General features: G+C 65.9%; 12 protein-coding genes. 9 read left to right on the top strand and 3 right to left on the bottom strand.

Features of this window, described 5'->3' with window-relative positions:
* Positions 1-19: 19 nt before the first annotated feature.
* Together AXW84_RS19100 and AXW84_RS19095 are read right to left on the bottom strand one after the other, a co-directional pair.
* Positions 20-916, bottom strand: a complete 897-nt coding sequence (locus tag AXW84_RS19100) for a carboxypeptidase-like regulatory domain-containing protein (RefSeq protein WP_082773995.1) — start codon at positions 914-916, stop codon at positions 20-22.
* A gap of 122 nt (positions 917-1038) precedes the next feature.
* A complete protein-coding gene (locus AXW84_RS19095) occupies positions 1039-1869 on the bottom strand; it encodes a carboxypeptidase-like regulatory domain-containing protein (protein WP_068236971.1) in 831 nt (276 codons plus the stop codon).
* Positions 1870-2158: 289 nt separating this feature from the next.
* Here AXW84_RS19095 and AXW84_RS19090 point away from each other — a divergent pair, with 289 nt between their 5' ends.
* Together AXW84_RS19090 and feoB are read left to right on the top strand one after the other, a co-directional pair.
* Entirely contained in the window at positions 2159-2416 is a 258-nt protein-coding gene (locus tag AXW84_RS19090; RefSeq protein WP_236943169.1) for a FeoA family protein, read from the top strand.
* 11 nt (positions 2417-2427) lie between these two features.
* Entirely contained in the window at positions 2428-4593 is a 2166-nt protein-coding gene (feoB, locus tag AXW84_RS19085) for a ferrous iron transport protein B (RefSeq protein ID WP_082773993.1), read from the top strand.
* Positions 4594-4792: 199 nt separating this feature from the next.
* Here feoB and AXW84_RS19080 read toward each other — a convergent pair whose 3' ends face one another.
* The gene (locus AXW84_RS19080) at positions 4793-5371 is read right to left on the bottom strand and encodes a hypothetical protein (protein ID WP_068236966.1); all 579 of its coding nucleotides are present in this window, start codon (positions 5369-5371) and stop codon (positions 4793-4795) included.
* A gap of 357 nt (positions 5372-5728) precedes the next feature.
* On the opposite strand from AXW84_RS19080, the gene AXW84_RS19075 reads away from it, so the two are divergent.
* The 7 genes from AXW84_RS19075 (at position 5729) to AXW84_RS19045 (ending at position 14244) form a co-directional block, all read left to right on the top strand.
* On the top strand, positions 5729-6976 hold the full coding sequence (locus AXW84_RS19075; RefSeq protein WP_068236963.1) for an efflux RND transporter periplasmic adaptor subunit: 1248 nt from the start codon (positions 5729-5731) through the stop codon (positions 6974-6976).
* Positions 6977-7154: 178 nt separating this feature from the next.
* Positions 7155-8630 (top strand): TolC family protein, encoded by a 1476-nt coding sequence (locus AXW84_RS19070; RefSeq protein ID WP_068236960.1) that lies wholly within the window; start codon positions 7155-7157, stop codon positions 8628-8630.
* Positions 8631-8647: 17 nt separating this feature from the next.
* Complete coding sequence (locus AXW84_RS19065; protein WP_442905547.1) at positions 8648-9337, top strand: ABC transporter ATP-binding protein; 690 nt, start codon at positions 8648-8650, stop codon at positions 9335-9337.
* A gap of 24 nt (positions 9338-9361) precedes the next feature.
* The gene (locus tag AXW84_RS19060; RefSeq protein WP_068239751.1) at positions 9362-10606 is read left to right on the top strand and encodes an ABC transporter permease; all 1245 of its coding nucleotides are present in this window, start codon (positions 9362-9364) and stop codon (positions 10604-10606) included.
* Positions 10606-11781 (top strand): ABC transporter permease, encoded by a 1176-nt coding sequence (locus AXW84_RS19055; protein WP_068236957.1) that lies wholly within the window; start codon positions 10606-10608, stop codon positions 11779-11781. The genes AXW84_RS19060 and AXW84_RS19055 overlap by 1 nt, the downstream gene beginning before the upstream one ends.
* 25 nt (positions 11782-11806) lie before the next feature.
* Positions 11807-13063: an ABC transporter permease gene (locus AXW84_RS19050; protein ID WP_068236954.1), complete on the top strand. Its 1257-nt coding sequence runs from the start codon at positions 11807-11809 to the stop codon at positions 13061-13063.
* On the top strand, positions 13060-14244 hold the full coding sequence (locus tag AXW84_RS19045) for an ABC transporter permease (protein WP_071892322.1): 1185 nt from the start codon (positions 13060-13062) through the stop codon (positions 14242-14244). The genes AXW84_RS19050 and AXW84_RS19045 overlap by 4 nt, the downstream gene beginning before the upstream one ends.
* Positions 14245-14262: the final 18 nt, after the last annotated feature.

The raw sequence follows: 14262 nt of genomic DNA, 5'->3' as shown, positions 1-14262 counted from the left end.
ACTCCGTGCCCAATGGGCCCTACTTGGTGGCGTCCACTTCGGCCCGGATCATGGCGTTGTAGCGCGAGGCGCCGTTGGCCAGGGTAATCAGGCTCCAGCCGCGGCCGATGGCGTAGAGCCAGGTGCGGCTGTCCTTGAACTCGAAGGTGGGCCGCAGGATTTGGCCGTAGGGCGTGTAGTTGTCCATAAAGTTGGTGGTGTAGAACTTGTCGCCGCTCACAATCCACTCCATGGCCACGTAAAATCCTTCGTCGGGGGCCGGGATGTTGTACGAAGTCAGGTCCACGTCGAACCAGCCGCCGCCGCGGGCAGCCGACACCACCACGTTGTCGAGCAGCAGGTCCGAGTTCGGAGCGTTGTAGTTGCCGTCGGCCCGGTAGAGGCGCACGCGAAACGGCTCGCGCGGGAAGCCGTTCTCACCGATGTAGAACGACACCGACCGGATGTAGCCGAATTTTTTCTGCTTGTCGTTCTTCATCAGGGCCGCGTACTGCGAGCCGGGCAAGCCCTGGATCATGCCCAGGCCGGGGGCCGTGGTGTGGGCCCCCAGCAGGGCCGGCTTCATCTGAGCGGCCTTCACCGTCACCTCGGCCAGCCGCACGCTCTGCTTGGGCAGCTCAATGATGAGGTCCTCCATGTTGGCCCCGCGCTTCACGCGGATGGCCGTGCGCCGGAAGCCCAGCGCCTCAACGACGACCGAATCGTCGAGGCTGCGCTCGGGCATAGCCAGCTGGAAGTAGCCGTACTCGTTGGTGAGGGCCCCGGTGCCCTCGTCGCGCAGGCTAATGGAAGCAAACGCCACGGGGTCTTTGGTGGTCTGGTTCACTACGCGGCCGGTGATGCGGCCCTCCTGGGCGCGGGCCAGGCCCGGCAGCAAGCCGGCGCTTAATAGGAGAAAAAGTAGTTTCTTCAGCATGGAAGCGGGAGGTATAACGGGTAGCGGATGGAACGGCCCGCAGCGCGGGGCGCGGGGGGCGCCGCTGAGCGCGGGGCCCCAAAAAATAAAATAGGCAGGCGAATAGTTTGGCTTACTGGCGGTTACTTAATCATGTCCACGTCGGCCTTGATCATGGCATTGTAGCGCTGGCCGGTGCCGTTGGCCAGCGTCATCAGGTTCCAGCCCTTGCCGATGCTGTAGGTCCAGGTGCGGCTCTCCTTGAATTCAAACGTGGGCTTCATGATCTGGCCGTAGGGCGTGTAATCGTCCATGAAGTTGGTGGTGAAGAACTTGTCGCCGCTCACCACCCATTCCATCGCCACAAAAAATCCTTCGTCGGGCGCCACCACGTTGTAGGGCGTCAGGTCCACCGTGTACCACTGGCCGCCCTGCGGGGCCGACACCACCACGTTCTCGGTCAGCAGGTCGGTGTTGGGGGCGTTGTAGTTGCCGTCGGCCTTGTAAATCCGCACCCGGAACGGCTCGCGCGGAAAGCCGTTCTCGCCGATGTAGAACGACACGGTGCGCACGGCCCCCAGCTTTTTCTGCTTGTCGTTCTTCACAAAGAAGGCGTATTGCGAACCCGCCTGGCCCTGGATCATGCCCTCGCCGGGGTTGTTGGTACGGGCCCCCAGGGCCGCGTTTTTTATTTTGCCGGCCTTCACCGTCACTTCTTTCAGTGCCACGGCTTGCTTGGGCACTTCAATGGTGAAGTTGTCGAGGGCGGCGCCGCGCTTCACGAGCACGGTTTTGCGCAAGTAGCCCAGGGCCATGATGAGCAGCGTGTCCTGCGCGTTTTTGGTAGGCGCGGGCACCACAAACTGGCCGTGCTCGTTGCTCAGGGCCCCCACCTGCTCGTCCTTCAGGCCAATGGACGTGAAGGGCAAGGGCTCCTTGGTGGCTGCGTCCACGATGGTGCCCTTAAGTAGCACTTGTCCGGACTGTGCGTAAGTATAGGCAGGTAGTATAACCCCGCATAATGCAATAAAAAGTAAGCGTCTTAACATGATTAGATAGTTCAGCGGTAAATACTGCAAATTCAGACGGAAAGATATTAGAAAAAAAATTGTCTTAAACAATTACGCAGGATTTCGTGTCATTGGTTTTCGCCCGGGTACCTGGGGGGCCCCGGCACCGCCCCGATTCGGGGCCCTCGCGATTGGCAGCAGCGGCGTACCTTTGTTTAAAGACTTTCTAAATAGAATGCCGTACACCCCTGCTGTGGCTGCTCCTTCCCCCGTCCCTACTCCCCGGCGCACGGCCCGCGACTTGCGCGTGGGCGAAACCGGCACCATTTGCTGCCTCGAAGACCCCGTGATGGCCCTGCGCCTGCTCGACATGGGCTGCGTGCCCGGCGTGACGGTGCGCCTGAGCGGCCGCGCCCCCTTCGGCGACCCGCTGATGCTGGTGCTCGGCGACGAGGAGTACACGCTCTCGCTGCGCGGCAGCGAGGCGGCCACCATCTTGCTTAAGGACTAACTACCAAGGGGATGGCAGAGGCTTGGACAACTGCGGCGGCGGCGGCCGTGGGCCCAGGGGCCCCGGAAGCGTCGGCGCGGCCCATGCGCATCGCCCTCATCGGCAACCCCAACTCGGGCAAAACTTCGCTCTTTAACCAGCTCACCGGCCTCAACCAAAAGGTGGGCAACTTCCCCGGCGTGACCGTGGACCGCAAGAGCGGCTGGGCGCAGCTCACGCCCGCCCGCCGCGCCGAGATTGTGGACCTGCCCGGCACGTACTCGCTCTACCCCAAAAGCCTCGACGAGCGCGTCATCACCGACCTGCTCTACGACCCGTCGTCTACGAGCTACCCCGATTTTGTGGTGGTAACGGTGGACGCCAGCAACCTGCGCCGCAGTTTGCTGCTGTTCAGCCAATTGGCTGATCTGGGCCTGCCCGCCATCCTGGCCCTGAACATGACCGACGTGGCCGCGCGCCACGGCGTGCACATCGACCTGGGGGCCCTGGAGGCCGAGCTGGGCGTGCCCGTGGTGCCCATGAACGCGCGCAGCGGCAGCGGCGTGGCGGCCCTCAAAATTGTGATGGCCGAACGCCTGGCCGCCCCGCCCGTGCGCTTCTGGCAGCCCGATTCGGCGGTGCACCCGCTGGTGCAGCGGCTGCGCTCCCACTTCCAGCTGCACAGCGACTACCTGGCGCTGCACTACGCCCAACAGGCCGAGTACCTGGCTTTCCTCAGCGCCGAAGACCGCGCCTACGTGCAGGGCCTGGTGCAGGAATACGCCTTCGACGGCACGGCCCAGCAGGCCAGCGAAACCATCGGGCGCTACGCCCGCATCAACGAGATTCTGCTCGAAACCGTGACGGTGACGCGCACCGAGCAGCGCGAGCCCGTCAGCAACCGCATCGACCGGGTGCTCACGCACCGCGTCGGCGGCTACCTGATTTTTCTGGCCGTTTTGTTCCTGCTGTTCCAGGCCATTTTCGCCTGGGCGCAGTACCCGATGGACCTGATTGACCAAGGCATTGGGGCCCTGAGCGGCTGGCTGCAAAACACGCTGCCGCCGGGGCCCCTCACGCGCCTGCTGACGGAGGGCGTGCTGGCCGGCCTGGGCGGCGTGCTCATCTTCATTCCGCAAATTGCGCTGCTCTTCGCCTTCCTGGCGGTGCTGGAGGAAACCGGCTACATGGCCCGCGTTACCTTCCTCATGGACAAGCTGATGCGGCCCTTTGGGCTGAGCGGCAAGAGCGTGGTGCCGCTGATTTCGGGGCTGGCCTGCGCCGTGCCGGCCATCATGGGGGCCCGGACGATTGAGAGCTGGAAGGACCGCATGATCACCATTTTCGTGACGCCCCTCATGTCGTGCTCGGCGCGCATTCCGGTGTACACGGTGCTGGTGGCGCTGGTGGTGCCCGACGAGCGCGTGGGCTTTTTCAACCTGCGCGGCGTGGTGCTGATGGGCCTGTACCTGCTCGGCCTGCTCTCGGCCCTGGGCTCTGCCTGGCTCCTGAAAGTGCTGCTGAAGGCCCGCGAGCGGAGCTACTTCATCATGGAGTTTCCGGTGTATAAGTGGCCGCGCTGGAAGAACGTGGGCCTCACCATCTACCAAAAAGTGCAGGCCTTCGTGTGGCAGGCCGGGCAGGTGATTGTGGCCATCTCGGTGCTGCTGTGGGGCCTGGCCAGCTACGGCCCCGGCCAGCGCCAGGAAGTGGCCGAAGCCCAGGCCCGCCGCGAGGCCGCCGTCCACCGCTGGACGCCCGCCGAGCTGGGCCGCCAGGTGGCCTCGGCCCGCCTCGAAAATTCCTACGCCGGCTCGTTCGGCCACGCACTGGAGCCGGCCATCCGCCCGCTGGGCTTCGACTGGAAAATCGGCATCGCGCTGCTCACCTCCTTCGCCGCCCGCGAGGTATTCGTGGGCACCATGAGCACCATCTACAGCGTGGGTCAGGACGCCGACATGGGCACCGTGCAGCAGAAGCTGCGGGCCGAAAAAGGGCTCGATGGCCAGCCGTTTTTCACGCCGGCGCGGGCGTTTTCGCTGCTCGTGTTCTACGTCTTCGCCATGCAGTGCATGAGCACGCTGGCCGTGACCTACCGCGAAACCAAAAGCTGGCGCTGGCCCGCCGCCCAGCTCGTGTACATGACCGGCCTGGCCTACGCCGCCTCCGTATTTGTCTGGCAAATCTGGGGCAGCTAAGGCCCCTGGCGCGGCTTGGTTCGCGCGGTTGCCTTGCTACCGAGAGAGGCAAAAAAGGCGTTCATGCAGAACGCAGCGAAGCATCTTTACCGCGCCACTAATCCTGATTACTACTGCGGGAAGGCTACTTCGCTGCGCTCTGCATGACCGCCTCTTCTTAATGACCTTTTGCGTCGTATATCCTCTAATCACAGGGCCCTTAGCGCGGCTTGGTCCGGTTGTGCAGGTACTGGCCCATGGACACGTAGAACCTCTTCGCGGCCAGCTTGGGCAGGTGCACAATGACGGCGGTGCACTTACTATCCAGGGCCTTGCCGTTGGTTTCAAAAGCAATGCCCTTGGCGCCCGCGTCGTAGAGGTAGCGCACGCCGCCGGGCACGCTGTAGGACGTGGCCAGCGGCAGGGCCCCATAGGCCGCCCGGATGTTGCGCAGGCGCGAACCCGCGTGCAAGCCATTGGCCAGCTGGAAGTAAGGCGACGTGGCCCGCACTACCTGTACGGAGCGGTGGCTGCCGTCGTCGCCGGGCGGCGGGGCCGTGTACACGTCCAGCTCGGTGGGGGCCCCGTGGGCCGGCCGCGCCCCGTACCACGTGGCCCAGGCTTTGCCCATGGCCCCGTCGCTGCTGTTGGGCGGCGTGGTGGGCAGGTGGGCGGCGGCCGGGGCCAGGCCCAGCTGCACTTGCCCCAGGCTGCGGCCCGGTACCACCAACTGGTGCGGCGTGGGGGCCGCCCCCAGCAGGGCAACCGTCAAAAGCAGGAAGCCAGCACGAATTTTCATAGGCAAGAGCAGGAGTAACCTCCGTTTGTACGCGGCGAAAGGTAGGGAGTTAGCTACGCCGTAGCGCCGGGGCCTCAAATCTGCACTGCTAAACGGGATAGGCGCGTCGTAGCGCGGACTCTGCGAGCCCGCGCCTCTCGCTTCGTCCTGCCGATTATCGTTGAGCGACCGTTCAACCGCGCGGACTCGCAGAGTCCACGCTACACTTGTCCAATTGCGGGCAGGTGTCCACAAATGGACAGTTTTTCAAGCTGTCGTTTCATAAATTATGATATAAAGTATTGAAATACAATTTATTATAAAATTGGCACGCGGCTTGGCAAAGTAGGGGAGAACCACCCCCTACAGTGCCCGCAAATGGACAGAGCCCTTGCCCCATCCGTTCAAACGAACCGCCGCCGCCGCCAGTGGCTGCTGGGCCTGGGGGCCCTGGCGCTGGCCGTGGCCGGCTGGTGGGCCCTGCGCAAAGCCTTGCAGCCCAGCCTGCGCCGCGCCGACGTGCTGACGGCCCGCGTGGAAACCGGCGACGTGGAAGCGGCCCTCACCGCGGCCGGCACCATCATCCCGGCGCACGAAGCGGTGATTTCCAGCCCCATTGCCAGCACCATCCGGCGGGTGGCGGTGGCCGTGGGGGCCCAGGTGGCGCCCGGCCAAACCATTCTGGAGCTTGATAAAGAAGCCTCACAGGGGGCCCTGGCCAAGCTCGACGACGAGCAGCTGCGCAACCAGAACAAGAACGACCAGCTGCGCCTGGCCCTCGAAGGCCACCTCAACGACCTGGGGGCCCAGGCGGCCTCGCAGGCCGTGAAGGTCAGGAGCTTGCAATCGACGCTGCGCGACGAGCAGCACTTGCTGGAAATTGGCGGCGGTACGGCCGAGGCCGTGCGCCAGGCTGAGCTGAACCTGGCCGTGGCCCGCCTCGAAGCCGACCGCCTGGCCCGCCAGCTCGCCAACCAGCGCCGGGCCAGCGCCGCCGACGTGCGCGAGCTGGGCTACACCGTGTCGATGCAGCAGCGCAGCATTGCCGAGCTGGCCGGCAAGCTGCGGCAGGCCGACATCAGCAGCCCCCAGCCGGGCGTGCTGACCTGGGTGAACGACAACCTGGGGGCCGCCGTGCCCGCCGGCGAGCCCCTGGCCCGGGTGGCAGACCTGAGCCGCTTCCGGGTGCGGGCCACGCTGTCAGACGCTTACGCGGGCCAGCTGCACCCCGGCGACCCCGTGGTGGTGCGCGCCAACGGCACCGACCTGCGCGGCACCGTGGCCAGCATCAGCCCGGCCGTGGACAAGGGCGTGGTGACCTTTTACGCCCAGCTGGCCAACGACCACGCCCCGGCCCTGCGCGCCAACCTGCGCGCCGACGTGTTCGTCATCACCCGGGCCCACCCGCATGTGCTGCGCCTCAAAAACGGCCCCTTCTACCAGGGCGGGCAGGAGCAGGCGGTGTTCGTGGTGCGCGGTGGCAAGGCCCTGCGGAAAGTGGTGCGCTTCGGCGACAGCAACTTCGATTACGTGCAGATAACCAGCGGCCTGCAAGCCGGCGACGAGGTAGTGGTGTCGGACATGAAAGACCACCTGGAAACGCCCGAGCTGGCACTCCACGACTAATTAAGAAGCATAAGAAGCAAAAAAAGGCCGTCATGCAGAGCGCAGCGCAGCGGAGTCGAAGCATCTCTTCCGCAGCAGTAATCCTGATTAGTTGAGCAGTAGAGATGCTTCGACAAGCTCAGCATGACGGCCTTTTCAGAACCAAGGCATAAGCCACAATTTGACAGCACACTTGCTGATGAAATTCTTCTACTTATTCATAATCAGCGTGCTGGCCTTCGCGCCCGTCCGTGCCCAGGGCCCCACTGCCACCGACAGCCTGACACTGGCCGCCGTGGTGGCCCAGGCCCAGGGCCGCGCCGCCGTGGGCCAGCAGGCGCGCACCAACCGCGAAACCGGCTACTGGACCTACCGCGCCTACCAGGCCAACTACCGCCCGCAACTGGGCCTGACGGGCGTGCTGCCGAACTTCAACCGCCTGATTGCGCCGGTGGTGCAGCCCGATGGCACCACGGCCTTCCAGTCGGTGCGCTACAACAACTCGACGCTGGGCGTGGCCGTGACGCAGAACATTGGCCTGACGGGCGGGCAGGTGGTGCTGGGTTCGCAGGTGCAGCGGTTCGACAACTTCAACGGCGGCACCAAGCAGTATAACAACCAGCCCTTTACGCTAGGTTTGACGCAGCCCATCGGCTACTTCAACCCGCTGCGCTGGGCCCGGGCCGTGGAGCCGCTGCGCTACCGCGAAAGCCAGCGCCAGTTTGCCGAAGACCGCGAAACCGTGGCCCAGCGCGCCACCGAGCTGTACTTCGACGTGCTGGTGCAGCAGGTGAACGCCGCCGTGGCCGCCCAAAATGCCCGCGCCACCGCCGAGCTGCTGCGCGTAGGCCAGGAGCGCTACCGCCTGGGCCGCCTCTCGCAGAGCGACTTAATTCAGCTGGAGCTGAACTTGCTCAACGCCCAGCAGGCCCAAACCCAGGCTGGCCTTGACGCCGAAAACGCCGCCGTGGCCCTGGCCGCCTACGCCGGGCTGCCGGGGCCCCAGGCTGGAGCCATTGCCGCGCTGGCCGTGCCGGTGCCCGCGCCGGTACCGCCCGTGGTGCCCGCCGAGGCCCTGGCCCAGGCCCGCCAGCACCGCGCCGCGCCCCTGGCCTTCCAGCGCCGGCTGCTGCTGGCGGCCCGCGACGTGGCCTACGCCCGCGGCACCACCGGCTTCCAGGCCACACTGCTGGCCAACCTGGGCTACGTGAACCAGGCCGACCGCCTGAGCGCCAGTTACCTGAGCCTGCAAAACCAGCAGCAAGTCAGCCTAGCCTTCAGCCTGCCGCTCGTGGACTGGGGCCGCCGCCAAAGCCTCGTGCGCACCGCCGAGCTGAACCGCGACCAGGAGCAGCGCAACGTGGCCCAGGACGAGGCCACCTTTGCCCAAACCGTGCTGGTGCAGGCCCGCCAGCTGGGGCCCCTGGGCCAGCAGGTGGGCCTGGCCGCCCGCGCCGATTCGCTGGCCCAGCGCCGCTACGCCATCACCCGCGCCACCTACGAGGCCGGCCGCCTCAGCCTCACCGACTTAATCATCGCCCAGGCGGCCAAGGACGGGGCCCGGCGCGGCTACATCCTGGCCCTGCGCGCCGGCTGGGTAGCCCACTACCGCCTGCGGGCCCTCACGCTCTACGATTTTGACCGCCAAGTTGCCCTCAGCGACGACCCTTCCTAACCCCTTCTTTCTCCCTCATGCAAACCTCCGCCGCGCCGGTGCTCCAGCTCACCGACATCGAGAAAATCTACCAGACCAAAACCATCGAAACGGTGGCTTTGCACCGCATCAACCTCACCATCGGGCGGGGCGAGTTTGTGTCCATCATGGGGCCCAGCGGGTGCGGCAAGTCCACGCTGCTGAGCCTGATGGGGCTGCTGGATGAGCCCACCCACGGGACCGTGGCCGTGGACGGCCGCCCCGTGCAGTCGTACTCCGACAAGGAGCTGGCCGGGCTGCGCAACCTGAAAATCGGCTTCGTTTTCCAGAGCTACCACTTGATAAATGACCTCGCGGTGCTTGATAACGTGGAACTGCCGCTGCTGTACCGGCCCGGGCTGGGCGGCAAGGAGCGCCGCCAGCGGGCCCTGGCCGCCCTCGACAAAGTGGGGTTGAGCGCCCGCACGGGGCACTTCCCGAGCCAGCTCTCGGGCGGGCAGCGGCAGCGGGTGGCCATTGCCCGGGCCCTGGCCGGGGCCCCGGAAATCATCCTGGCCGACGAGCCCACCGGCAACCTCGACTCGGTGATGGGCGAGGAAATAATGGACCTGCTGCTGGGCCTGAACCGCGACCATGGCACCACCATCGTGATGGTGACCCACGACGAGCAGCAGGCCCTGAAAACCCAGCGCCTCATCCGCCTTTTCGACGGCAGCCAGGTCGGCTAATCCACGCTTTTGCGCGCCAATACCATGCTTTTAAGCTACTTCAAAATTGCCTGGAAGGTCTTGCAGCGGCGCAAGTTCTTCACGTTTATCAGCCTGTTCGGCATCAGTTTTACGCTGATGATTTTGCTGGTGGTGTACGCCCTGTACGACCACACGGTGGGGCCCCACACGCCCGAAAAGCGCGTGGACCGGCTGCTGTTCGTGACGCACCTGGGGCTGTGGTCGCCCAACAGCCAGGGCAATTCCAACCCCAGCTACTCCTTTCTGAACCGCTACGTACGGCCGCTGCGCACGCCCGAAAAGATATCGCTGGCCACGGGCGGCGGCTACGCGGTGGCCTACGTGGGCAACACCAAGCTGAAGCTCAGCCAAAAGGGCACCGACGGCGCGTTCTGGCAAGTGCTGGACTTTGAGTTTCTGGCCGGCCGGCCCTACTCGGTGCAGGAAGTGGGCACCGACGCCCGCGTGGCCGTCATCAACGAGAGCACGGCCCGGCGCTACTTCGGGGCGGTGGCGGGCGCGGTGGGCCGCTCCATCGAGGCCGACGGCACCGCCTACCGGGTGGTGGGCGTGGTGCGCGACGTGCCCGCCGCGCGCTACCTCAGCACGGCCGACATGTGGATTCCCCTGGGCCTGACCGTGGACGTGCACGAGCCCAACTACTTCGGCAACTGCATGGCCATCCTGCTGGCCCCCAGCGCCGAAGCCCTGCCGGCTATGCAGGAGGAGTTCAAGCAAGTGATGCGCCACGTGCCCGTGCAGGACCCCAAGCAGTTCACCGAGCTGCGGGTGTACGCCGACACACTGCTGGGCTTCGCGGTGCGCAACCTCGTGACCGACACCGACGGGCCCGACGACGGCGTGGCTTGGTTTGGGCGGGTGGCGCTAGGGCTGGCCCTGCTGTTTATGCTGCTGCCGGCCCTGAACCTGGTGAACCTGAACGTGAGCCGGATGCTGGAGCGCTCCTCCGAAATCGGGGTGCGCAAGGCCTTTGGGGCCACGGCGGGGCGGCTGGTGGGGCAGTTTCTGGTCGAGAATATTTTCCTCACGCTGGTGGGCGGGGTGCTGGGCCTGGGCCTGGCCGCCGGGGCCCTGGCGCTGCTCAACGGCAGCAGCGTCATCGAGTATGCGCAGTTCTCCCTGAACGGGCGGGTGTTTGCGGTGGCGCTGGGGGCGGTGCTGTTTTTCGGGTTGCTGTCGGGGGTGTACCCGGCTTATAAAATGTCGAAGCTACCCGCAATTCAGGCCCTAAAAGGAGGAACCAAGTAATGCTGAAACACTTATTTACCCTCATCTGGAACCGCAAGCGCGCCAACGGCCTGCTGATTGTGGAGATTTTCCTGGCCTTCGTGGTGCTGTTTGTGGTGGGCAGCCTGCTGGTGTACCGCTGGCAGAACTACCGGGCCCCGCTGGGCTTTGCCTACGAACAGGTGTGGGAAGTGGACCTCGACCCTGGCACCCAACCCAAGGCCGAGCGCTACGCCACCCAGCAGCAAGTCATCCAGCGCCTGAAGTCGCTGCCCGGTGTGCGCAGCGTGACGCGCACCAGCTCGAATACGCCGTTCACCAACAGCCATAATTCGAGTAACATCGAGCGTCCCGACCAGCGGATTTTCCGGCCGCCCAGCAACGTTTACAACTTGGACGACGCGGCCGCCGACGTGCTCCAGCTGCCCCTGGAGGAAGGCCGCTGGTTCGACCGGCGCGACGACGGGGCCCCGGTGGTCGTCATCTCGCACGACATGAAGGAGCTGATGTTCCCGACCGAAACGGCGCTGGGCAAGCTCGTTGTGGCCGACGGCAACCGGCGCATCGTGGGCGTCACGGCCGCCTTCCGCGCCGACGGGGATTTCGCGGACCCCAAACAGGCCATTTTCCTGCGCAACGGCGTGCAAGACACCACCTTCGACCACCTGCGCACGCTGCTGGTGCGGGTGCAGCCCGGCGCCGGCGGGGCCCTGGAAAAGCAGATGAGCGCCGACATCCGCGCCATCGGCCCGAGCTGGAGCAGCAACATTACCCCGCTCTCGGAGGCGCGCGACAAGCAGATGAAGGCCGTGCTGATGCCGCTGGTGGCCCTGGTCATCACCTGCGTGTTCCTCGTCGTGAACGTGGCGCTGGGCCTGTTCGGCGTGCTGTGGCAAACCATCAACCAGCGCCGCTCCGAAATCGGGCTGCGGCGGGCCATCGGGGCCAGCGCTGGCGGCATCAGCGGGCAAATTCTGGGCGAGATTCTGGTGGTGGCCACCTTCGGGCTGGCGCTGGGGCTGCTGGTAGCGGCGCAGTTCCCGCTGCTGGGCGTGCTGGGCGTGCGGGTGGGCGTGTACGCCACCGCCATGGCCCTGGCCGCCGGGCTGGTATACCTGCTTACGGTGGTGTGCGCGCTGTACCCCAGCCGGTTGGCGGCGGGCATCCAGCCGGCAGTGGCGCTGCGCGAAGAATAGGTCAGTTTCTAAAACCCGCCTTTTTATGCTCTGGAATTACTTAAAAATGGCTTGGAAGGTCTTGCAGCGGCGCAAGTTCTTCACGTTCATCAGCCTGTTCGGCATCAGCTTCACGCTGATGATCTTGCTGGTGGTGTACGCCATGTTTGACCACACGGTGGGGCCCCACGCGCCCGAAAAGCGGGTGGACCGGCTGCTGTTCACCAGCTCCCTGTACTACTGGTCGCCGCAAATAGAGAACGGCGGCCACCCCAGCTACTCGTTTCTGGAGCACTACATCCGCCCGCTGCGCACGCCGGAAAAGGTGTCCATCAGCACAGGCCACGGCACGGCCGTGGCCTACGTGGGCAACACCAAGCTGGAGCTGGACCAGAAATACACCGACGGCGAATTCTGGCAAGTGCTGGACTTTGATTTCCTCGAAGGCCGGCCCTACAACCCGCAGGAAGTGAGCGCGGCGGCCCACGTGGCGGTTATCAACGAGAGCACCGCCCGCAACTACTTCGGCACCGCCCGCGGCGTGCTGGGCCGCACCATCGTCACCGATGAAGTTCGCTACCGAGTAGTGGGCGTGGTACGCGACGTGCCCGCCTCCCGCGGTTTCACCTACGCCGAGGTGTGGATGCCCATCACGACCAGCACCCAGGACATCCACAACGCGGAGTACATGGGCTCTTGCATGGCCATTTTGCTGGCCCGGCGGGCCGCCGATGTGCCAGCCATGCAGCAGGAATTTGCCCGGGCCGTGCGCCAAGTGCCCCCGCCCACGGCCGTGTACAAGTGGTGCACGGAGGTGCGGCTCTACGCCGGCTCGCTGCTGGCCACCACGGTGCGCGAGCGGCTGGGCGAGGACGGCCCCGACGACGGGGTGCCCTGGTTCGGGCAGGTGAGCGCCGGGCTGCTGCTACTGTTCATGCTGCTGCCGGCCCTGAACCTGGTGAACGTCAACGTCAGCCGCATCCGTGACCGCAGCTCCGAAATTGGGGTGCGCAAGGCCTTCGGGGCCACCAGCGGGGCCCTGGTTCGGCAGTTCTTGGTCGAAAACCTGTTTTTGACGGTGCTGGGCGGGGCCTTGGGCCTGGGGCTGGCCGCGGCGGCCCTGCACCTCATCAATACCAGCGGCCTGGTGGCCTACACGCAGTTCGGGCTTAACGGCCGGGTCTTCCTGGGAGCCGTGGTCATCATCCTGCTTTTTGGATTGCTGTCGGGGGTGTACCCGGCCTACAAAATGTCGAAACTCCAGGCCGTGCAGGCCCTTAAAGGCGAAAGCAACCCCGCATGATCCGCCACCTGTTTACATTGATTTGGAACCGCCGCCGGGCCAACTTTCTGCTCATCACCGAAATGTTCCTGGCCTTCGTGGTCCTGTTCGTGGTCGGCAGCCTGCTGGCCCACTACCAGCGCAACTACCGCACGCCGCTGGGCTTCGCCTACGCGCAGGTGTGGCGCGTGGACCTCGACCCCGGCACCCAGCCCCCGGCCAGCTACCTGGCCACGGTGCGGCAGGTGGTGGCGCGGCTGCGGGCCCTGCCGGGCGTGGTGGCCGTGGCCCGCACCTCGGGCAACACCCCGTTTTCGGGCAGCACCAACGCCTCCAAGGTGGGCGCGGGCACCGAGGGGCTGCGGGCCACCCCGGCCAGCGGCCACTCGGTGGAAGACCCCCTGCGCGAGGTGTTGCAGCTGCCCGTGGTGGCGGGCCGCTGGTTCGACCGGCGCGACGACGGCGCGGCCCTGCCGCCGGCCGTGCTCACCCGCGACCTGGCCGGGCAGCTGTTCCCGCAGCAGTCGCCGCTGGGGCAGGTGGTGGCGCGCAACGACGAGAAATTTCGGGTGGTGGGCGTCGTCGAGCGGTTCCGGGCCGACGGGGACCTGGTCGCGCCGCGGCCCGCCCTGCTCATGCGCGTCAGCCCGCAGGACACCGCCCTCGGCGAAGCCTCGACCCTCCTGCTGCGGGTGCAGCCGGGGTCCGGGGCCCAGCTGGAGCGGCAAATGAGCACCGAAACGCTGGCCATTGCCAAGGGCTGGCGCGTGAGCATCACGGCGCTCCCGAAGCAGCGCGCCGCCCAGCTGAAGGAGGCCCTGACGCCCCTTGGGGCCCTGGTGCTGGTCTGCGTATTCCTGGTGGTGAACGTGGCGCTGGGCCTGTTTGGTGTGCTGTGGCAAGCCATCAACCAGCGGCGCGCTGAGCTCGGCGTGCGCCGGGCCATGGGGGCCACGGCGGGGGGCATCAGCGGGCAGGTGGTGGGCGAGGTGCTGGTGCTCACCACGTTTGGCCTGCTGCTGGGGCTGCTGGTGGCGGTGCAGTTTCCGCTGCTGGGGGCCTTCAACGTGCCGGCCGGCGTGTACTTCACCGCGATGGCGGCGGCGGCGGCCGGCCTGTACGCGCTGGCGGTGGGCTGTGCGCTGTACCCCAGCCGGTTGGCGGCGGGTATCCAGCCGGCCGTGGCCCTGCGCGAAGAATAACATTTCCTTCTTTAAACC

It is taken from the genome of Hymenobacter sp. PAMC 26628, assembly GCF_001562275.1.
In the GTDB taxonomy this organism is placed as follows: domain Bacteria; phylum Bacteroidota; class Bacteroidia; order Cytophagales; family Hymenobacteraceae; genus Hymenobacter.
Note: the sequence above shows the minus strand (reverse complement) of the source record. Positions and strands in the feature narration are given on the sequence as shown.

Coding starts and splice junctions, on each gene's coding strand:
- AXW84_RS19100 (WP_082773995.1), bottom strand. CDS start 916: ATGCTGAAGAAACTACTTTTTCTCCTATTAAGCGCCGGCTTGCTGCCG.
- feoB (WP_082773993.1), top strand. CDS start 2,428: ATGGCAGAGGCTTGGACAACTGCGGCGGCGGCGGCCGTGGGCCCAGGG.
- AXW84_RS19080 (WP_068236966.1), bottom strand. CDS start 5,371: ATGAAAATTCGTGCTGGCTTCCTGCTTTTGACGGTTGCCCTGCTGGGG.
- AXW84_RS19075 (WP_068236963.1), top strand. CDS start 5,729: ATGGACAGAGCCCTTGCCCCATCCGTTCAAACGAACCGCCGCCGCCGC.
- AXW84_RS19070 (WP_068236960.1), top strand. CDS start 7,155: ATGAAATTCTTCTACTTATTCATAATCAGCGTGCTGGCCTTCGCGCCC.
- AXW84_RS19065 (WP_442905547.1), top strand. CDS start 8,648: ATGCAAACCTCCGCCGCGCCGGTGCTCCAGCTCACCGACATCGAGAAA.
- AXW84_RS19060 (WP_068239751.1), top strand. CDS start 9,362: ATGCTTTTAAGCTACTTCAAAATTGCCTGGAAGGTCTTGCAGCGGCGC.
- AXW84_RS19055 (WP_068236957.1), top strand. CDS start 10,606: ATGCTGAAACACTTATTTACCCTCATCTGGAACCGCAAGCGCGCCAAC.
- AXW84_RS19050 (WP_068236954.1), top strand. CDS start 11,807: ATGCTCTGGAATTACTTAAAAATGGCTTGGAAGGTCTTGCAGCGGCGC.
- AXW84_RS19045 (WP_071892322.1), top strand. CDS start 13,060: ATGATCCGCCACCTGTTTACATTGATTTGGAACCGCCGCCGGGCCAAC.